The following is a 19,662-nucleotide window of genomic DNA, read 5'->3' as shown; positions in this document are numbered from 1 at the left end:
GACAGGAAGAAGGTCGGACGATGAGCGATATGTACGAAAAAATCGACGAATTGATGGAACGCAAATTCAAAATCCAGTTGGGCGGCGGCGATGCGCGCATTGATGCCCAGCACAACCGCGGCAAGCTGACCGCCCGCGAGCGGATCGAGTTGCTGCTCGACCCGGACACGTTCGTGGAGCTGAATCCGTTTGTCGAGCACCGGGCCACGCACTTTGGGCTGGACCAGATGGAAGCGCCCGGCGAAGGCGTCGTGACGGGCTACGGCAAAATCAACGGGCGCCCCGTCTACTTGTTCGCGCAAGATTTTACCGTGTTTGGCGGCGCGCTCGGAGAAATGCACGCGATGAAAATTGCCAAGGTGATGGATTTGGCGGCGAAAAACGGCGCTCCGTTCATCGGGCTGAACGACTCCGGCGGCGCGCGCATCCAGGAAGGCGTCAGCTCGCTTGACGGCTACGGCACGATTTTTTACCGCAATGCGATCTACTCCGGCGTCATCCCGCAAATCTCGGTCATTCTCGGCCCGTGCGCAGGCGGCGCCGTCTACTCTCCGGCGATTACCGACTTCGTGTTCATGGTGGAAAAGACAAGCCAGATGTTCATTACGGGCCCGAAAGTCATCGAAACGGTGACGGGCGAGAAAATTTCCGCGGAAGATTTGGGCGGCGCGCGGGTGCATTCTTCCGTCAGCGGCAACGCCCACTTCACGGCCGAGTCCGAGCAGGAGGTGCTCGAAAGCGTGCGCAGGCTGCTTGGCTTCCTGCCGCAAAACAACCGCGATCGCGCCCCTGTGGCGGAAGCGGAAGTCGGCAAGGACTGGCAGGAGGAACTGTTGGAGCTGGTGCCTGCCGAGAGCACAAAAGTGTACGATGTGCGCAAGGTGATCGAAAAAATCGTCGACTTTGGCGACTTCATGGAGGTGCAGCCGAACTTCGCCCGCAACATCGTCATCGGACTGGCCCGCATCGACGGACACAGCGTCGGGATCATCGCCAACCAGCCGAAGGTGATGGCTGGAGGACTCGACATTCATTCCTCCGACAAGCTGGCGCGGTTCATCCGCTTCTGCGATTGCTTCAACATCCCGCTCTTGACCTTCGAGGACGTCTCCGGCTTTTTCCCGGGGATCAACCAGGAGCACGGGGGAATCATCCGCCACGGCGCGAAAATTTTGTACGCCTACTCGGAAGCGACCGTGCCGAAGATCACCGTCATTTTGCGCAAGGCATACGGCGGAGCTTACGTGGCGCTCAACTCCAAGTCGATTGGCGCCGATATCGTCTACGCCTGGCCGAATGCGGAAATCGCCGTGATGGGACCGGAAGGCGCAGCCAATGTCATTTTTGCCAAGGAGATCGAGAGCAGCGAAAACCCGGCGGCGACGCGTGCGGAAAAAATCGCGCTCTACCGCGAGAAGTTCGCCAATCCGTACGTCGCAGCCAGCCTGGGCATGGTCGACGATGTGATCGACCCGCGCGAGACGCGCCTGAAGGTCGCTCAAGCGTTGGAGATGCTCCGAAACAAGCAGGAAGACCGTCCATATAAGAAGCATGGGAACATCCCATTGTAAGAGGGGAGCGTCTTGGAATGAAGCTGCATGAACTGCGTGAATTTATCAAGCTGGTGAACCAGTCCTCGATCGAGGAGCTGGAATGGCAAAAGGGCAAGACCCGGATCGTCATCAAAAAAAGCGAGCCTGTCACTGTAGCGGCAGGCGTGCTCCCTGAGCAAGCAAGCGAAGTCGAGCAAGGCTACCAGGAAGCAGCGGCCACGGCTGAGGCAGAGCCTGTCGCCACCGTCGCCGAAGAAAAAGTGCCAGAGGAAGCGACACAGCTTGTCCTGTCCACATCCGTCGGCATCTTTTACGCGCAAGTGACCGTCGGCCAGGCGATCAAGGCGCAGGAGGTAGTCGGACGCTGCACCGTGGACGCGCTGCAACTGTCGTCCGACATTGTGTCGCCGGTGGCCGGGATCGTGACGGAAGTGCTTGTACCGGACGGTCAGCTCGTCGATTACGGCAGGGCGTTACTGGTCGTCAAACCACAGTAAGAAGGAGCGTTCCTATGTTCACGAAAGTATTGATTGCCAATCGCGGCGAAATCGCCGTGCGCATTATTCGGGCGTGCCAGGAGCTGGGAATCGCCACAGTCGCCGTCTACTCGGAAGCAGACCGCGAAGCGCTGCACGTCGAGCTGGCAGACGAAGCGTATTGCATCGGCCCGAAGGAATCGAAGGACAGCTACTTGAACATGGCCCGGATCATGACGGTTGCCTTGCTCACAGGCGTGGATGCGATTCATCCCGGCTACGGCTTTTTGGCGGAAAACGCTTCGTTTGCCCAACTGTGCCAGGATTGTTCGATTACGTTCATCGGCCCTGATCCCGACGCGATCACGAAAATGGGAGACAAAGCTGTCGCCAAAGCGACGATGAGTGCGGCGAATGTGCCGCTCGTCCCAGGCACGGACGGGCTGATCGACGACATCGACGAAGCGCTGCAGGTGGCTGAGAAAATCGGCTATCCCGTGATCGTCAAGGCGACGGCGGGCGGAGGCGGCAGAGGCATGCGCGTCGCCTTTGACGCCGAGGAGCTGGAAAAAGCGATTCGCCAGGCGCAAAAAGAGGCGGAGACGGCTTTTGGCAACGCGGGCGTGTACCTGGAGAAATACGTCGAGGAGCCGCGCCATGTGGAGATTCAGGTGATGGGCGACAAGCACGGCAACGTCGTTCACCTGGGCGAGCGGGACTGCTCGATCCAGCGCCGACACCAGAAGCTGGTGGAGGAAGCGCCATCGCCTGCGCTCGATCCGGAGCTGCGCGAGCGGATGGGGCAAGCGGCTGTCGCGGCCGCGAAGGCGGTTTCGTACCACGGAGCAGGCACCGTCGAATTTTTGCTCGATCGGCACGGACAGTTTTACTTCATGGAAATGAACACGCGCATCCAGGTCGAGCATCCGGTCACGGAAATGATTACGGGCATCGACCTCATCAAAGAGCAGATTTCGGTCGCGGCGGGCAATCCGCTGTCCTTTTCCCAGGAAGACGTCAAAATCAACGGCTGGGCGATCGAGTGCCGGATCAATGCGGAAAACCCAGCGAAAAATTTCATGCCGTCGCCAGGAAAGGTCCGCAACTACTTGCCGCCGGGAGGCTACGGCGTGCGCGTCGACAGCGCCGTTTACCCGGGCTACGAGATTTCGCCGTTTTACGATTCCATGGTCGCCAAGCTGATCGTGTGGGGCACAAGCCGCGAAGAAGCGCTTGCTCGCATGAAGCGGGCCTTGCGCGAGTTCGTGATCGAAGGCGTGCACACGACCATTCCGTTTCACGAAAAGCTGCTGGAGCATCCTGATTTTGTCTCGGGCCATTTCGCGACCAACTTTTTGGAGAAAAATCCGCTGGAGCTGAAGGAAACCGAAGCCGCAAGCGGCGGCAAATGACGAAAGCGCTCGGGTTCGGTTCGCCAGGCGGGCAAGGGGCAGAAGCTCTGCGCGCAGCCTGGCGACACCGGGACATTTGCTCGTGGAGCGAGCGTGCCGGATAGTTGATAGAAGCAGCGCGGTATGGTAAGATAGTTGTACTTTGATGACTGGAGTTGAAGCCGATGAAGTAAGCTTTCTTGCTCAAAAAAGGAAAACAAGTGCGTTTTTTTCGCATGCTTATTTCCTTCTATGCAAGAAAGTTACTACATCTGTTCACTCAAGCGATATATCCAAATCCGGCTCCTGGGTGGAGTAGGTTTTGTTATACGTATTTGAGCTGCAAGAGAGTAACTTTCTTGCAGCTCTTCTATTTTTATCCAGGGGGATGAGGTTATGTCGACCATCAAAGTGACGAATCTGACTTTTGCCTATGACGGCAGTTTCGATAACATTTTTGAAAACGTGAGCTTCCAGATTGATACCGATTGGAAGCTCGGCTTTACCGGAAGGAACGGCAGAGGGAAGACGACATTTCTGAACCTGCTGCTCGGCCGCTATGAATACAGCGGCACGATCTCGGCGCAGGTGCAGTTCGAATATTTTCCGTATCCAATCGAAAACAAGGAGCGAATCACCGCAGAGATCATCCAGGAGATGATTCCCGATTACATGCACTGGGAGCTTCTGCGCGAGTTTTCCTTTTTGCAGATGGACGAGGAAGTGTTGGAGCGGCCGTTTGCGACGTTGTCCAACGGCGAGCAGACGAAGGTGCTTCTTGCGGCCTTGTTTTTGAAAGAAAACAGCTTTTTGCTGATTGATGAGCCGACGAACCATCTGGACATGGGCGCCAGAAAGCTCGTCAGCGACTACCTCCAGACGAAAAGCGGCTTTATTCTCGTCTCTCACGACAGAGCTTTTCTCGACAACTGCGTCGACCACATCCTGTCTATCAACAAGACGAACATTGAGATTCAAAAAGGCAATTTTTCGACGTGGTGGGAGAACAAAGAGCGGCAGGACAACTATGAGCTGGCCGAAAACGAGCGGCTGAAAAAGGACATCAGACGGCTGTCCGAGTCCGCGAAGCGCACCAGCAACTGGTCGCACGAAGTGGAAAAAACGAAAAACGGCACGAGAAATTCCGGCTCCAAGGTAGACAAAGGGTACGTCGGCCACAAGGCAGCGAAAATGATGAAGCGCGCAAAATCGCTGGAGCAGCGTCAGCATGCGGCCATCGAGGAAAAGTCCAAGCTGCTGAAAAACGTGGAGCAAGGCGATACGTTAAAAATCGCTCCGCTTGCTTACCATAAAGATCGCCTGGTCGAGCTTGTGGACGTTGCGATTTTTTACGGAGACAAACAGGTCACGAGCGGCATCCGCTTTTCGGTTTCGCAAGGGGAGCGAATCGCGCTGTCGGGGAAAAACGGCTCGGGCAAATCGAGCATCCTCAAGCTGATTTGCGGCGAGGACGTGCGCTACACGGGAACATTCCGCAAAGGAAGCCAACTGAAAATTTCCTACGTCTCCCAGGATACATCGCACTTGCAGGGCAATTTGACGGATTACGCCAGAAGCAACGGGCTGGACGAAAGCTTGTTCAAAGCGATCCTTCGCAAGCTCGATTTTTCCCGCGTGCAATTTGAAAAGGATATGGCCGCTTTCAGCGGGGGACAGAAGAAAAAGGTGCTGATCGCGAAAAGCTTGTGCGAGCGGGCGCATCTGTACGTATGGGATGAGCCGCTGAACTTTATCGACGTCATTTCGCGCATGCAGATCGAGGAGCTGCTTTTGGAGCACGCGCCGACGATTTTGTTTGTGGAGCATGACAGCGAGTTTTGCAAAAATATCGCGACAAAGGTTATCGAGTTGTAGCAGGAAGGCTGGTTTGGCAGGGCGATGCGAGAGGGCGCCGCCACTTGTTCTTGTCCTGTTTTGCACCGCCTGGACATACGGTGTAAGGAGGGACATATACGTAGAGGTGGTATCATGAGCGCCGTTTTCCAGATTTTTGCGTTCGTCATTATCGCGTACGTCTGGTTTGCCTGGCTGGTCTGGCGAAGAAGAGGGCACATACAGCCGATGCACGGGATGGTAGGCGCCATGGCGATCGGGATGCTGGTTGGGCTGATCGCTGGTCTGTTGTTTGGGCTCGTATTCCAAGGGAGCCTTTCTCGTTCCACGCTGTGGGGGATGTCGTCAGGCGCTACGGCAGGCTTTTTGGTGGGCGTGCCCTTGTCGACGCTGACCGTGGTGGAAGGCACGCTATCCGGCCTGATGGCGGGCATGATGGGGGCTATGCTTGGTGAAATGATAACGCTGGAGCAGGCGGAGCCGCTTTTGTTTTTTCTGGTGATGCTGTACACGGCATGTCTTTTGCTGATGGAGAGGTGGCATCTGCCTGAACAGAAGAAGGCGGAGCCGTCCGCAACGTTGCTTGCGCTACGGCATCCCGTCGTCGGGGCTTTGCTGTTGCTCGCTGTGTTTGTCTGGTTTCAGGCGATGAGCTTCGCGCTCCCCGAGTCAGGCGAGCGCCCAGCCAATCCGATGCATCATGAACAACGACAGAAGTGACCGACAGGAAGAACAGGAGGAAGGTATGGCGTTAAGCAAAAAAGGCACACGGAAAATTACCGTGGGGCAAACGGAATACCGCTGGGTGGTCAGCCCCGCTGCCGACGGGCTGATCGTCGTCACGATTCAGCATGCGGAAGGAACCGGGCAGTTGATCCGCGTCTATGCCAAAGCGGATGTGCATGACGCGAGGTCGGCGGGTGCGAGCGGCTCAGCGCCAACGCGCGAGCGCCGGGCAATCAAGCCATCTGAGGTGGAGGCGATCATCACGGAAGCGGTGGCGCAAGGGTGGGTCCCGGAAAAAAGCGGGGCCCCGCTCGGCTTTGACTGGAAGGGGAGTACGCTACTCAAGCGAGGCAGGTAGAGGGGGCATACGCCTTGTCGGGTAAAAAATAAAAGGGCAGTGGTCGGTCAGGAGCAACGAGCAGTATGCCGCAAGCATACGTGCAGCACGCTCCAGGCGGGCCGCTGCCTTTTTGGATCGGTTACAATTTGGTAAGCATCGTTGTTTTGCGAAGGAGGGGCTTGGGCAATGTGGTATAGCTATGCGGTTTGGCGATGCAGGTTGGCAATGCGGTTTGATTATGTATAGTCTAGCAATACGGTGTGACAATGTGGTCTGGCAATACGGTTTAGCCATATGGCCGGGCTATATGGTTCAACAATACATTAGCCATTTCCTCAGACAAACAAACCGCCGCTTTCCAATCTCCACTTTTCCTCGCCATATTTGTTTACCATAATAACATTCTGTCAACCACCTATAATCCCTCAAGCATCTCCGCCAAGCTTTCCCCATGCTCAGCCAGCCAGATCATTTCTTTCGCGAAGCGGGCTGGAGGCACGCTGTGCTCGTCCATCCGCGCCGTAATCCACCAGGTGCTTTCCATATACCAGAGCAGCGACAGGGCAGTTGCCAACCAGCCGTCCGCCGACGCAGGCCGTTCCTCCTTGTATCCGGCCATGAAAGCCGAGGCGAGGGCAGGATCGAACTGCTCGTCCAACGCGTACGATAGGACCGCCCGCGCAACATCAAGCGCCGGGTAGTCGTACTTCAATCGGTCAAAGTCGAGGATGGCCGCTACGCGCTCCGCACGAAACAAAATATTGTCCGCCCACAGATCGCGATGCGCCCACCCGCAGGGCAAAGCGGTGAACCGTTCCAGGTCCACTCTCTCGGTCGCGCGGATTTGCCATTCGATCTTGTCGAGAAGCTGCGGCTTTCCGGCTGCTTTCGCCTGGTCATAGACCGAGTGCCAATGAGCCAGCCGCTCTTCGCGGCGTGGGGGCGTAAACTGCGGGGATTTTTGCGTTCCAGCCGTTCCGTCGTTTAGCAGCCGGTGCATGGTTCCCGTCGCCCGGCCCAGCTCGTACATTTGCGCTGCATTTGCTATTCCCGGCGGAACGAGGGTGCCTGGGCAAAATTCCATGACCAGAAACCGTTCTTTGCCAGCCGATTCCAACAAAAACTGTCCGGCGTGCGCCAGCAGCTTCGGGCAAGGGAGGCCCGCCGCATGCAATCTCGCTTGCTGGGAAAAAGCGAGAGCCAGGTCCGCCGAATGGTACAAGGCAAATCTGTCTTTGTTGTACTGCTTTAGCAAAAAGCTCCCATCTTCCGTGCTGATCTTCCATTTCAAATTGAGCCACCCCCGGTTGATGGGAGTGGCTTTGCTGATCGTCAGGCCGAAGAATTGCGCTACCGCCTCCGTCAAGTCAGCGAGAATCATTTCCTCGGTTGCAAGTGCGTTGCTTTTCACGTAACAGCCCCCTGTTCCAGCGTTCTGAATACTAGAGCGTGTCTGAAAACTCTTACTGAGTCAATTTAAAAATAGAGGCAATGTGTACAAACGCTAGGAATGATTTTGCCAATTTATCGTAGCGGGTGGCTATACGACGAAAATGCTTGATTTTATTGAAAAAGCACTCCACCAAGTGGCGTTCTTTGTAGCGATACCAATCCACATCCCAAGGTTCTTTACAGTTTGCTTTAGGAGGGATGGTAAAGGATGCTTCGCGTGATGTAATCCAGTTCCGAATTGCTTCTGAGCCATAGGCTTTATCGCCAAGAATATGACTACCAGCAATATCTAATTCTTGAAGTAAATCAATGGCGGGGACGCTATCATAGACCTGACAACCCGTCAGGAGAAAAGCGAGAGGATTACCTAAGCCATCAACGACGGTATGAAGCTTGGTTGTCTTGCCCCCACGGCTGACGCCGATATGCTGATTTACTTCGTGGCCGGGGGCGTTTTTTTAGCACCCGCACTATGTTGATGAGCTTTTATCGATGTAGAGTCGATGCTCAAGTTTTCAAAATCGGGTTCAACCTGGAGGGATTGAAAGATTGCTACAAGTAATCCTGTATCTCTCCATTGGCAAAAGTGACTATAAACTGTTTTCCATGAACCATAGAGTTCTTCGGGTAGATCGCGCCAAGCTGCACCGCTTCGTGCAATCCAAAGAATTGCGTTAAACATCGTCCGATTGCTTAATTTAGACGGTCTTCCTGTTCTGTATCGTGGAAACATATCTTTTATTTGATTCCACTGCTCATCACTTATTTCATACCGTCGTTGTATCATCCTCAGTGCTCCAATTCGTTTTTCTCATAGGATACCATATTTTTCTTTAGTTTTCAGATACGCTCTAGAGACGTTGGCAAGCTCTCGCCACTTTTTTCTCGCCGATCCGCTCTGCGGCATTTGCGGTCGTCTGGACGAGGACACGTCAGAGCGGGCGACGTTTGCCTGGAAGCCGAGTCCGAAGCGGCATCCGGACAGCTACCGCGTGAAGTCGATGGCGGAGTTGCAGCCCGCGCTGCGCACGGAATACGTGGATGCGCGGACAGGCTTTTTAAACGGGAAAATGCGCGATCTCGTCTCGGTTTACTCGGATGTGAGCGTCAATCTGCCGCTGTTTCCCCACGACGAAGCGACAGCGGGGCGGTCCAATTCCTATGCCGACAGCGAGTGGACGGCGATTCTGGAAGGGCTGGAGCGCTACTGCGGCTTGACGCCGCGCGGCAAAAAAACGGTCGTCTACGACTGCTACGCGAATCTGGCGGAGCACGCGCTCGACCCTGTGACATGCGGCGTTCATTCCCGGGAGCAGTACGCTATGCCCGGCTTTCCTTTTCAGCCGTTCGACCCGAAACGACCGATGAACTGGGTATGGGGCTATTCCTGCATGAAGGAGCGGCCGATCCTCGTTCCCGAGCGGATGGCTTACTACAGTCTCGGCTACGGAGACGGATTCGTCTTCGAGACGTCCAATGGCTGTGCGATCGGGGGAAGCCTGGAGGAAGCGATTTTTTACGGCATGTTGGAAGTGGTGGAGCGCGATGCTTTTTTGCTCACCTGGTATGCCCGGCTGCCGCTGCCGAGGCTCGATCCGGCGACGTCCGGCGACCGGGAGCTGGACTTGATGCTCGCGCGGCTTGAGTCCGTCACCGACTACGACCTGCACTTGTTCAACGCGACGCTGGAAAACGGCATTCCGAGCGTGTGGATGATCGCGAAAAACCGCAAACAGACAGGGCTGAATCTCGTCTGCGCAGGCGGCGCCCATCCCGATCCGATCCGGGCAGTCAAAAGCGGGCTGCACGAGACGGCAGCGATGCTGAACAATTTGCACGACAAGTTTGAAGCGAACCGCGACCGCTATGTGCGCATGTACCACGACGCCTCGCTCGTGAAAAAAATGGACGATCACGCCATGCTCTACGGCTTGCCGGAGGCGGAAGAACGCCTCGGCTTTTTGCTCGAAAATAACGGGCCGCAGCAGTCGTTTGCCGAGGTGTTTGCGCAGCCGGGCAGGCACGCGGATCTGACAGACGACTTAAAGGAGCTGTTGGCTGTATTTCGCCGCTTGCAGCTCGACGTGATCGTCGTGGAGCAGACGACGCCAGAGGTGAGCCGCATCGGGCTGTCCTGCGTGCGCGTCCTGATTCCGGGGATGCTACCGATGACGTTTGGTCACCATTTGACGCGGCTGACCAATCTGGAGCGCGTCTTGCACGTTCCGGTCACGCTCGGCTACGCCAAACAGCCGCTCACGTACGCCCAACTGAATCCGCATCCGCACCCGTTTCCGTAAAAGCAACGACCAAAGGGGGAGAGTGTGAGGAAATGAGCCTTGAGCGTTTCGTGCACGACCTGCATTTTGCCACCGAAAAAGTCAGGCCGCCCGATCTGGAAGTGAACTGGGACGACGCTCCGCTGCCCTACAAGCTGTATAGCGGCTTGCCGGCTGTGTCGTTGCCTGCGGAGGTGGCATTGTCACTGGCGGAGGAAAAGGTAGAGGGCGAACCGTCGCTCGCCCAGCTCGGCAGCCTGCTCTACTATATGTACGGACTGGCAAAAGTCAGCCAGACGGTATTTCCGCAAGAGGCCGCGGAGGAGGGGCTGTTTCCCGTGCAGTCTTACCGCAGGGCGATTCCTTCCGGCGGGGCGTTGTATCCGAACGAAGTCTACCTGTACGGAAAGCTCTCGTACATGGCCCAGGGCGTCTATCATTACGATGTGGCGCATCATCGGCTCGTGCTGCTTCGCGAAGGCGACTTCGATGCATACGTAAGCCAGTCGCTCGGCCAGCGCTGCGCGCTTCACCATTGCTTTGGCGCGCTGTTTGTCTCCGCTTACTTTTGGAAAAACGCCTTTAAATACGACCTGTTTTCATACCGGCTGCAAGGGCTGGACACGGGAGTGCTGCTCGGGCAATGGTTGGCTTTGGCCGAGGGTTGCGGCATCGAAACAGGGGTGCACTATTTGTTTTTGGATCGCGCAATCAACCACCTGCTCGGCTTGTCCGGAAACGAAGAGAGCGTGTACGCGATCATGCCGCTTGCAGCGAAGCGACAGGAAGCGTGGCCGCTGCCCGCAGCGCCGGGGCTTTCCGCTGGAGCGAAATCCCGAGGGGAGACGACGGCTGAACAACTGCTCCGGCAGCTAGAACCTGTCACGCATCGGTATCATATCGGCTCGCAGAGGCAAAAAGACTACCCGCTGCTGCGCAAAATGAATGAAGCGGCGATGTACGAGTCGACCGCTTCATTTGGAACTCCGCGAGCCGCCGCCGAGCAGCCAGTCGCGGACAGTGCAAAGAAGCGGCATGTTTTGCCGGACAGCTTGCCGCAGCGGTACGATTTCGCGGAGTTTTGCCGCCGCCGCACTTCGCCGGAGCTTGACTTTGTTTGGCGAAAAATCGCCCAGGAGCAGCTATCCGCTCTCTTGCAGGAGGCGTTCGGCGCTTTTCGCTACCGCCATGACCTCGGCGGCACAGACAGTGGGCTGCCCGCGCTCTGCGTCTGCATTCACCAGGTGGACGGCATCGAAAACGGGGCGTACCGCTACGAGCCAGACAGCCACAGTCTGCTGGCGAGACGGTACGGGGACCAGCGGCTGGAGCTGCAAGCGGGCATGACGCTCGACAATGTCAATCTGTTTCAGGTGCCGCTCTGCTTCCACGTAGCGGGGGAGCGAAACCAGTTGCGCGACAGATGGGGGGACAGAGGCTACAGGATTTTGCAGATGCAGGCGGGGATCGCGGTACACCGCTTGCTGCTTGGCGCTTTTTCCTGCGGGCTGGGAGGACATCCGCTGCTCGGGTACGATGTGGCGAAAAGCGACGGCATTTACGGGCTGGCAGATGAGCAGAAGACGTGCCTGATTCAGTTGCCCGTTGGCTCGTACAGGCCGCGAGTCCGCCTAGAGGGGAGCTTGCATGGGTAAAAAAAGAGAAGGCTGACGTGCGCCGGATGCACAGAAATCAGCCTTCTCTTCGTTATGGATGATTACCCTTGTTGCTTTTCCGCGCTTGGCGCAGGAGCAGATGCCTTGGCTGCTTTTGCCTGAAACATCCTCTCCAGCGGCAGCACTTTGCTGAGCAGGTTGTGAATATGTTTCGATTCCTTCGTCAGTACCGGGCCGAGAATGGCCAGAATCAGGACGTAGAGGGCGGTGAATGGCTGCAAAATTTCCAACAGTCCGCCTGCTTTCCCCATATTCGCAATCAGGATGGAAAATTCCCCGCGCGCCGTAATCGTCAGCCCGATGTTCGAGGAAGCGCGTGCCGACAAGCCTGCGCTGCGCCCGGCCAGAAGTCCGGCGGTGTAGTTTCCGATCAGCGTAATGGCGACAGCCGCCAGTGACAGCCAGACAGCTCCGCCGAGCTGAAGCGGGTCAATCGACAAGCCGAAGCTGAAGAAGAACATGGCGCCAAAAAAGTCGCGGAAAGGCAGAATCATGTGCTCAATTCTCTTCATATGGACCGTTTCTGCAAGGACCAGACCGACGAGCAAGGCGCCAATCGCCTCGGCTACGTGGATGGTTTCCGAGAAACCAGCTACGAGGAACAGGCCTGCAAAGACCGTCAACATGAAAAGTTCATTTGATTTGATATTGAGCGCACGGTTGAGCAATGGAACGAGCTTGCGCCCTACGATGATGAACAGAAGCATGTAGCCGAGTGCGATCAGCGCAGAAGTGAGGACGCCGACGACCGATGTGGCTCCGCTGAGCACGAGACCGGACATGATGGACAAGTAAACAGCGAGGAACAGGTCGTCAAACATAATCATGCCCAGAATCATTTCCGTTTCCGGGTTGGCTGTCCGTTTAAGATCCACCAGCACTTTTGCCACGATGGCTGTAGAGGAGATCGTCGTAATACCGGCGATAATGAGAATTTCTTTGAAAGGAACCCCGGCAAAGTACCCGAAGAGCAAGCCGAGCGTAAAGTTGATGCCTATATAGATAGTGCCGCCGATCGCGATAGAGCGTCCCGCTTTAATCAGACGGCCAACCGAAAATTCAAGCCCGACGTAAAACAAGAGGAACAAAACACCCATCCGACCCATGAAGTCAATGAGCGGTTCGCTTTCAATAAACCGAAAGTCGATCAGACCGATCGAAGCGGCGTGCGGCCCTACGGCCATGCCGATGAGGATGTAAAACGGAACGATGGAAAAGCGGAGTTTTTGCGAAATGAACCCTGCGATGGCAATCAAGCCAATGGCTAGACCAATTTCAAAGACGATGTGTTCCAAATCAAGCCCCCCCTGATATGAGTGTAGATTTTAACACCTTCACCTGCCCTCTCTCACCTGCCACAACCAGCGTCACGCCTGCAGTCAGAACGCACTCTGGTCCCGGACTCACTTTTTGCTTTTGATCCTTTTCAATAATGGCGATGATGGTAGCCCCGGTCTTTTGGCGAATGTCCAGTTCCCCGATCGACTTGCCGATGCAGGCTGACCCTGGCTCGATCTTGTACCATTCAATCACGAGCTGGTCGAGCGCCATCTCGATCGTTTCCAGCGCTTTCGGCTTGTAGGTCATCCCGCCGATGATGCCAGCCAACTGCCGCGATTCCTGGTCATCCAGCGTGACCATGGAGACGCTTTCGTCCCAGTCGTCTTTGTCAAAATGGTAAATTTCCCGTTGGCCGTCATCGTGGATAATGATAATCAGCTTGTCGCCGCTTCTTGTTTCCACCTGGTACTTTCGTCCGATTCCTGGCAAATCTGATTCCCTGATAGTGAACATGGAAACGCCTCCTAAAAAGTGGAATCCACCTGTTTTTCGACAAACAAATAATTGTTTGCTAATATCATCATATACTTAAATGATGCGAATAGTCTACATTTCGAAACAGTTTGCAAAAAATATGACACACTTTGTCTGGTTTCTGAATGGGCAGAAAAGTACAAAAAAAGACCGCCTCTGCGAGTAGTCCAGGTAAACGATCTTTAACTTGGGTTGAACACTATGATTGTCTTTTTTTTGATGTCTTCCAGCAGCTTGATGATTCGTTCGTTTTGCTCGACTTGCATGAGAATGTTCGCGTTGATTTTCCGCAGGGCGTCGTACAGGGCAGCCAAAGCAGCAACGGCAACGACGGCAACCAAAACCAGCATCGGCTCGCTCCTTTTACATTTTCTGCTAATCTATCTAATAGAAAGAATTGTACCATATTTACCAGATTTGGCGTGCGCAAGGCCCATAGCTTTGCACAGATTCTCCCGGGCAAATGCCGCTTTTCATTGAACTATGAACAAATCGTCTCTATACTTGAATCATAAGCATCGGTTGATATAAAAGAGGGGTAGTATGCAAAACTGGCTGACGCATTTCATTGAACAATACAGCTATCTGGGCATTTTTTTGATGATGGCGCTGGAAAACGTATTTCCACCGATTCCTTCTGAAGTGATCCTGACATTTGGCGGTTTTATGACCACACACTCGGCGTTGACCGTGCCGGGTGTCATTTTGTCGGCCACGTTCGGGTCCGTACTCGGCGCGATTTTGCTTTACGGGATCGGCTACTATTTGGACGTAGGAAAAATCGAGAAGGTCGTAGAGCGCTGGGGACATCTGCTGCGGGTCAAGCAGACAGACATCGAGAGAGCGCATGCCTGGTTTGACAAATACGGCTACTGGACGATTTTGTTTTGCCGGATGATTCCGTTGGTGCGCAGTCTCATTTCCATTCCGGCGGGGATGACCCGGATGAATCTCCCGCTGTTTTTGCTGTTTACGAGCATCGGGACGCTGCTGTGGAACATTGCCCTGGTGTGGATCGGGGCGTTTCTCGGCGAATCGTGGCAAGATGTTTTGCACGTGATGGACGTCTACTCCCACTTTGTCTACGGGGTGATCGCTGTCGCTGCTCTTGTTTTTCTCATCGTTTTCCTGCGCAAGCGCAGAACCCATCCATAAAGCGTTGCCCGCTGTCAGCCATCCGCCATCTTTCCGTTTGGGAAAGGTGGTTTTTTCAGCTAGGGAGCCTTTTGACAAAATCGTATCGGCATACAGGCAGCGAAAGCGTCGCCAAAAGCGGGCAGGCAGGCGAAACAGGTAAAGATCGTGAAAAAAGTCGTAATACTCTTGCAAATACAACGGCATTGCTTTTCGTTATCGTGTAGGGTAGGGGACCGCAGCACGCTTTTTCCCTCATGCACAAAAAGACAGGGAGGCGATTGCCAATGATCGATGTATTGCTCGTAAACGGCGTGGTCATCACGATGGACAAGGACAGACGGGTGATTGCGGACGGCGCAGTTGCGATTGACGACGGGCGGATCGTGGAGGTCGGGGTGCGGGAGATCGTTTGCACAGGGCCGTGCAACCCGCCGTGGCCGCATCCGTTCAGCCGCTGGGTCGACGGGAAAAAGGTGACGAAGGAAGTGACCTACGAAGAAGTGCTGGCGGGAGCCGAAGCGGTGATCGAGGCGCTGCACCATGCCAACTCGGACAGGACGCGGGCGTACATCACGCCGTTTGTCATCGTCACGTCGATCAACCCGTCGGCTCAGTTGTTTGGCCTCACCGATTTTGACCGTTACCAGGCGCGAAAAATCCGGGAAATTGCCCGCAAGTACGACACGCGGATTCACTCTGACGCGTTTGGCGGCATGATTCATCTGGCTGTGCAAGACAAAGAGTACGCCTTGCTCGGTCCAGACGTCCACTTGCAGCATTGTCGCGGCATTTCGTTTGACGAAGCGAAAATTTTGGCGGAGACGGGGACGAATGTGAGCGCTTCTCCCGGTTTCGGGCAAATCAACGACTGGACGCCGATCACCGAGCTATTGGAAATGGGGGCGACCGTCGCCATCACGACGGACGGCACTTCGCCGATGACGCCGTTTGACATGTTTCAGGCGATGCGCAGAATGCAGCTTTTGCAGCAGGCGGCTCTGCGCGATTACTTTTACCTGCCGCCCGGCAAGCTGCTGGAAATGGTGACGATTGATGCGGCGCGCTGCGTGGGCTGGGACGACGAGCTGGGCTCGCTCGAAGCAGGGAAAAAGGCCGATGTGATTACGGTGAACATGCAGCAGGCTCATTTGACGCCGGAAACGATGCACGTCCAACGCTTGGTGTACCAGGCCGTTGGCGGCGATGTGAACCACGTGATCGTCGACGGACAGTTGGTCATGGATCAGCGGCAGGTGCTGACCGTGGATGAGCAGCGCATTTTGACGGAGGCGAATGAAGAGGCGGCACGCACGATTGCGCGGGCGGGGCTTGCCGCTTACATGCAGCCGGGCAAATACTTCTGGGGGCATGCGCGGGCCTATCTGGATGAAGGGCGGGCGAGGCCGTTGTTTTCGCGCGACTAAGGCTGCGCCAATGGCTTGTTGGCGTAGCCATGTTATCGAACGGTTCGCCAAGGGGACTGAGAAGCCATGGCTTGCAACGGCGGGGCAAGGAGCCGACATCCTTGCCCTTTTCCTCTGGGGCGGCCATGTTCACGGAGAAAATGCAGGCGGACAAGAACCGAACAGCAGGAACTGTGCAGGGCGGCAAGGAATTAATACGTAAAGCCAGTACGTGCCCAGTAATGTAAGCGCATACATATCGTCTGCATGAAACGGAAAAAGGAGGCCGACCACAGATGAATCCCCATCCGCATGGAAGCAACGAACCGGACAAGTCCTCGCTGGAACACGATATCCATACCGATTTCAAGAAGGAAATGACGTATGGCGACTACCTGCATCTGGACAAAATTTTGGCAAGCCAGCAGCGGCTGTCGACTCATCACGATGAGATGCTGTTCATCATTATTCACCAGGTGAGCGAGCTGTGGATGAAGCAGATTTTGCACGAGCTTGCCGCGGCGATGGACTGTATTGCCAATCACGAGCTGGAGCCGGCGTTCAAGATGTTTTCGCGGGTGTCGCGCATCCAGCAACAGCTTATCAAGTCGTGGGATGTGCTCTCCACGCTCACTCCCGCCGATTACTTGCAGTTCCGCGACAAGCTCGGGCACTCGTCCGGTTTTCAGTCGTTTCAAAACAGGCTGATCGAATTTACGCTCGGTTACAAAAACGCTCATGTGCTGGCCGTGTACGAGCATCAGCCAAAGCTGCACGGGCAGTTGAACAAAGCGTTGCATGCGCCGAGCATTTACGATGCGGCGATCAAGGAAATGGCGGCGCGCGGCTTGCCGATCGACCCGGCGTGCCTGGAGCGGGACTGGTCGCAGCCGTATCAGCCAAACGCGAGCGTCGAGCAAGCCTGGCTGACGGTTTACCGCGACGTGCACCAATACTGGGACTTGTACGAGCTGGCGGAAAAGCTCGTCGACATCGCCAGCCAGCAGCAGCAATGGCGCTTCAACCATATGACGACCGTGGAGCGCATCATCGGGCAAAAGCCCGGAACGGGCGGTTCCTCTGGCGTCGCTTATTTGCGCAGGGCGCTCGATCACCGTTTTTTCCCGGAGCTGTGGAGCCTGCGCACACAGCTATAGGACAATCCAAGCGAATAGGCAACGGTAAAATGCCACAGCAAACAGGCGTGCGGACAAACATGTTCGGTCACGCCTGTTTTTTTGACGCGCAAAGCGCGTGAGCTATCAGGACACAGGAACAGCACGATGCTAAGCCTAGCATGCATCCGACGGCAAAGAACGTACCTGGCAGAAAACTTCCATCCGGTTGTCGATGCTTCACAAAAAGAACTCTTCGAAAAAATGGAACTTTTTGCATGTCATGTTACAATCAAGGAAGAAGGAGAAAGCCGTGACCGAAAAAAAGGTGGATGTAATCATTTCGCTGCTTGTTGACTGCCTGGGGGGATCCAGGTTTTTTGTCCTCGAAAGTCCCGCCTCAAATTGCCGCGCACCAGGACTCCAAGCGCAAATTTTCACATATTCTTCCTAATATTGGGCACAAATACCCTTAATTTCCCAAGTTTGCTTTGCTTATTATTTTTGAGATAAGCCATGTTTGTCAGAAAAAGCCGAAACGGAGTGGGCATTTGGATGGAAACGATGAAGCCGCCGATGGAAGTTTTGTACGCAGCGCAACTGGCTGCTTTGCGGGCCAACGACACTGGAGCCAAGCCGCCGAACTGGCAATTGTCGCCGCGAGCGGTCCGCGACTTTATTCTCGGCACCGACAAGCCGCTTGCGTACGAAGGAGAGTCCATCGAGATTACGAAAAAGTTTTACGGCGATGATGCCCTGATCGAGCGGGCGATCGTGACGCTTGCCGGAAATCGCGGACTCATGCTCGTAGGCGAGCCGGGAACGGCGAAGACGATGTTAAGCGAGCTGCTCTCGGCTGCGATTAGCGGCACGAGCACCAATACGATCCAGGGCACGGCGGGAACGACCGAGGACATGATTAAGTATTCGTGGAACTACGCCATGCTGCTGGACAAAGGACCGTCGCTGCAAGCTTTGGTCCCGTCGCCCTTGTACAACGGCATGAACAAGGGCTTCATCACCCGCTTCGAAGAAATTACCCGTTGCCCCTTCGAGGTGCAGGACGTCTTAATCAGCATTTTGAGCGACAAAGTCATGAACATTCCCGAGCTTGCAGACGGCATCTTGTTTGCCAAGCCGGGCTTTAATATTATTGCCACCGCCAACCTAAGAGACAAAGGCGTCAACGAGATGAGAAGCGCTCAAGCGCCGCTTCAACTTCGAGACGATCGCGCCGATCAACCACGTCAAAATGGAAGCGCAAATCATCGAGTCGCAAGCGAAAATGATTTTGCAGCAAAGCGGCGTGGAAGTCGAGATTGATCGCGATGTCGTGGAACTTTTGGCGACGACCTTTATGGAGCTGCGCACGGGCGAGACGAAGGAAGGCTACAAAATCGAGTCGCCGCAATCCGTCATGAGCACGGCGGAAGCGGTATCCGTCTACGTGCAGAGCGCGATGACCGCCTATTACTACGAGGGCAAGCCGATTACGCTGGAGCGGCTGGTGCAAAACTTGCAGGGTGCGGTCGTCAAGGAAAATCAGAAGGACGCGGGCATTTTGAAAACGTACTTCACGAAGGTGGTCAAAGAACGGGCAAAGGAAGAGGGCCTATGGGAAGCGTACTACAACGAGAAGAAATGGATCAAATAAACAGGCTGGTCGAGCAGGAGGTCTACGATCTTTCCGGGCAGGTCGTTTATTTTCCGGTCAGGCACCACAGCCCTGCTTGCGCCTACCATCTGCAAAAGACGATTGAGGCATACGCGCCGCAGATCATTTTGATCGAGGGGCCGGACAACAGCAACCACCTCATTCCGATTTTGACCGATGAACAGACGAAGCCGCCGATCAGCATTTACTACGCGTATGCGTCCGGGGAGAACAAGTACGTCTGCTACTTTCCGTTTTTGGCCTATTCGCCGGAATACGTCGCGCTCACCGAAGCGCGGAAGAGAGACAGATTGTAATATCAAGTGCGACACCTAGATAAAAAAACGGCCCATGATTGATTCGTGTAAAATGAAGTCACCACAACACCATTTACACAGGAGAATCAATCATGAGTTATACACATCTTAGCATAACAGAGCGTAGTGAGCTAGCACTCCTTCATCGGTTGGGTTGGTCTGCCCGCGCCATTGCCAGAGAACTCAAACGGCATCATGCTACCATTGCCCGTGAGTTAAAACGGGGTTGTAAGGCAGGGGAATATCAGGCAGAAGCCGCGCAAGAGGTTTACGAGAAACGTCGCGAACGGTCTGTTCCCAGAGGCAAGTGGACTCCTGAACGTGAGCATTATATTGCCCGTAAGCTGGCGCAGACCTGGTCTCCCGAGCAGATTGCCGGACGGATGAGTCAGGAATGCCCCGAACAGAAAGTGTCGTTTAAAACGATGTATCGCTGGCTGTATCAGGGCTTTTTGGTTAAAGGAGATACCACCG

Annotated in this window: 17 protein-coding genes and 2 pseudogenes; 14 read left to right on the top strand and 5 right to left on the bottom strand. The window is 55.2% G+C overall.

Features of this window, described 5'->3' with window-relative positions; genetic code table 11:
• Positions 1 to 20 precede the first annotated feature (20 nt).
• The 6 genes from AC3WJN_RS07990 to AC3WJN_RS07965 all read left to right on the top strand — a co-directional run bounded on the left by AC3WJN_RS07990 (position 21) and on the right by AC3WJN_RS07965 (position 6,358).
• A complete protein-coding gene (locus AC3WJN_RS07990) occupies positions 21 to 1,571 on the top strand; it encodes an acyl-CoA carboxylase subunit beta (protein ID WP_007786386.1) in 1,551 nt (516 codons plus the stop codon).
• A 17-nt stretch (positions 1,572 to 1,588) separates the two neighbouring features.
• Positions 1,589 to 2,050, top strand: a complete 462-nt coding sequence (locus tag AC3WJN_RS07985) for an acetyl-CoA carboxylase biotin carboxyl carrier protein (RefSeq protein ID WP_492329240.1) — start codon at positions 1,589 to 1,591, stop codon at positions 2,048 to 2,050.
• Between the two features lie 14 nt (positions 2,051 to 2,064).
• On the top strand, positions 2,065 to 3,441 hold the full coding sequence (gene accC / locus AC3WJN_RS07980; RefSeq protein WP_005829569.1) for an acetyl-CoA carboxylase biotin carboxylase subunit: 1,377 nt from the start codon (positions 2,065 to 2,067) through the stop codon (positions 3,439 to 3,441).
• 375 nt (positions 3,442 to 3,816) lie between these two features.
• Entirely contained in the window at positions 3,817 to 5,295 is a 1,479-nt protein-coding gene (locus AC3WJN_RS07975; RefSeq protein ID WP_026557145.1) for an Lsa family ABC-F type ribosomal protection protein, read from the top strand.
• A gap of 114 nt (positions 5,296 to 5,409) precedes the next feature.
• Positions 5,410 to 5,994: a hypothetical protein gene (locus AC3WJN_RS07970; RefSeq protein ID WP_492329239.1), complete on the top strand. Its 585-nt coding sequence runs from the start codon at positions 5,410 to 5,412 to the stop codon at positions 5,992 to 5,994.
• Between the two features lie 25 nt (positions 5,995 to 6,019).
• Complete coding sequence (locus AC3WJN_RS07965) at positions 6,020 to 6,358, top strand: hypothetical protein (RefSeq protein ID WP_007786377.1); 339 nt, start codon at positions 6,020 to 6,022, stop codon at positions 6,356 to 6,358.
• Between the two features lie 397 nt (positions 6,359 to 6,755).
• On the opposite strand, the gene AC3WJN_RS07960 is transcribed toward AC3WJN_RS07965, so the two are convergent.
• Both AC3WJN_RS07960 and AC3WJN_RS07955 read right to left on the bottom strand, forming a co-directional pair.
• Complete coding sequence (locus AC3WJN_RS07960; RefSeq protein WP_007786373.1) at positions 6,756 to 7,751, bottom strand: homoserine kinase; 996 nt, start codon at positions 7,749 to 7,751, stop codon at positions 6,756 to 6,758.
• 52 nt (positions 7,752 to 7,803) lie between these two features.
• Positions 7,804 to 8,579 (bottom strand): IS5 family transposase gene (locus AC3WJN_RS07955; RefSeq protein ID WP_193373893.1). Its coding sequence is split into 2 segments (ribosomal slippage): positions 7,804 to 8,252 and positions 8,252 to 8,579, totalling 777 coding nucleotides; the frame shifts between segments, so codons are not numbered across the junction.
• 49 nt (positions 8,580 to 8,628) lie between these two features.
• Here AC3WJN_RS07955 and AC3WJN_RS07950 point away from each other — a divergent pair.
• Positions 8,629 to 10,092 (top strand): annotated as a pseudogene (locus AC3WJN_RS07950) (TOMM precursor leader peptide-binding protein); the annotation flags it as partial.
• Between the two features lie 32 nt (positions 10,093 to 10,124).
• Positions 10,125 to 11,726 carry a SagB family peptide dehydrogenase gene (locus AC3WJN_RS07945; RefSeq protein ID WP_005829590.1) on the top strand — a complete coding sequence of 534 codons (1,602 nt, stop codon included), beginning with the start codon at positions 10,125 to 10,127 and terminating at the stop codon, positions 11,724 to 11,726.
• Between the two features lie 62 nt (positions 11,727 to 11,788).
• Here the strand turns inward: AC3WJN_RS07945 and AC3WJN_RS07940 are convergent, their stop codons facing one another.
• From AC3WJN_RS07940 to AC3WJN_RS07930, 3 genes are all read right to left on the bottom strand, one after another.
• Entirely contained in the window at positions 11,789 to 13,042 is a 1,254-nt protein-coding gene (locus AC3WJN_RS07940; protein ID WP_005829592.1) for a cation:proton antiporter, read from the bottom strand.
• Position 13,043: 1 nt separating this feature from the next.
• Positions 13,044 to 13,541 (bottom strand): cation:proton antiporter regulatory subunit, encoded by a 498-nt coding sequence (locus tag AC3WJN_RS07935; protein WP_007786369.1) that lies wholly within the window; start codon positions 13,539 to 13,541, stop codon positions 13,044 to 13,046.
• 203 nt (positions 13,542 to 13,744) lie between these two features.
• Complete coding sequence (locus AC3WJN_RS07930) at positions 13,745 to 13,912, bottom strand: hypothetical protein (RefSeq protein ID WP_007786367.1); 168 nt, start codon at positions 13,910 to 13,912, stop codon at positions 13,745 to 13,747.
• A gap of 193 nt (positions 13,913 to 14,105) precedes the next feature.
• Here AC3WJN_RS07930 and AC3WJN_RS07925 point away from each other — a divergent pair, with 193 nt between their 5' ends.
• From AC3WJN_RS07925 to AC3WJN_RS07900, 6 genes and pseudogenes are all read left to right on the top strand, one after another.
• Positions 14,106 to 14,717 (top strand): DedA family protein, encoded by a 612-nt coding sequence (locus AC3WJN_RS07925; RefSeq protein WP_005829594.1) that lies wholly within the window; start codon positions 14,106 to 14,108, stop codon positions 14,715 to 14,717.
• A 266-nt stretch (positions 14,718 to 14,983) separates the two neighbouring features.
• Positions 14,984 to 16,123, top strand: a complete 1,140-nt coding sequence (locus AC3WJN_RS07920) for an amidohydrolase family protein (RefSeq protein ID WP_007786365.1) — start codon at positions 14,984 to 14,986, stop codon at positions 16,121 to 16,123.
• Between the two features lie 275 nt (positions 16,124 to 16,398).
• Positions 16,399 to 17,259 carry a tryptophan 2,3-dioxygenase gene (gene kynA, locus AC3WJN_RS07915; RefSeq protein ID WP_005829598.1) on the top strand — a complete coding sequence of 287 codons (861 nt, stop codon included), beginning with the start codon at positions 16,399 to 16,401 and terminating at the stop codon, positions 17,257 to 17,259.
• Positions 17,260 to 17,772: 513 nt separating this feature from the next.
• A pseudogene (locus AC3WJN_RS07910) lies at positions 17,773 to 18,871 on the top strand (ATP-binding protein).
• Positions 18,859 to 19,188, top strand: coding sequence for a DUF5682 family protein (locus AC3WJN_RS07905; protein ID WP_005829600.1), 330 nt, complete (start codon positions 18,859 to 18,861; stop codon positions 19,186 to 19,188). Before AC3WJN_RS07910 ends, AC3WJN_RS07905 begins: the two are co-directional and overlap by 13 nt.
• A 92-nt stretch (positions 19,189 to 19,280) precedes the next feature.
• Positions 19,281 to 19,662: transposase (locus tag AC3WJN_RS07900; protein WP_492329238.1), on the top strand; the 382-nt coding region annotated here is incomplete at its 3' end.

The organism is Brevibacillus sp. FW306-2-1A-C05A, assembly GCF_058781555.1.
The sequence above is the reverse complement of the archived record's forward strand: the minus strand, read 5'-3'. Positions and strand labels throughout refer to the sequence as shown.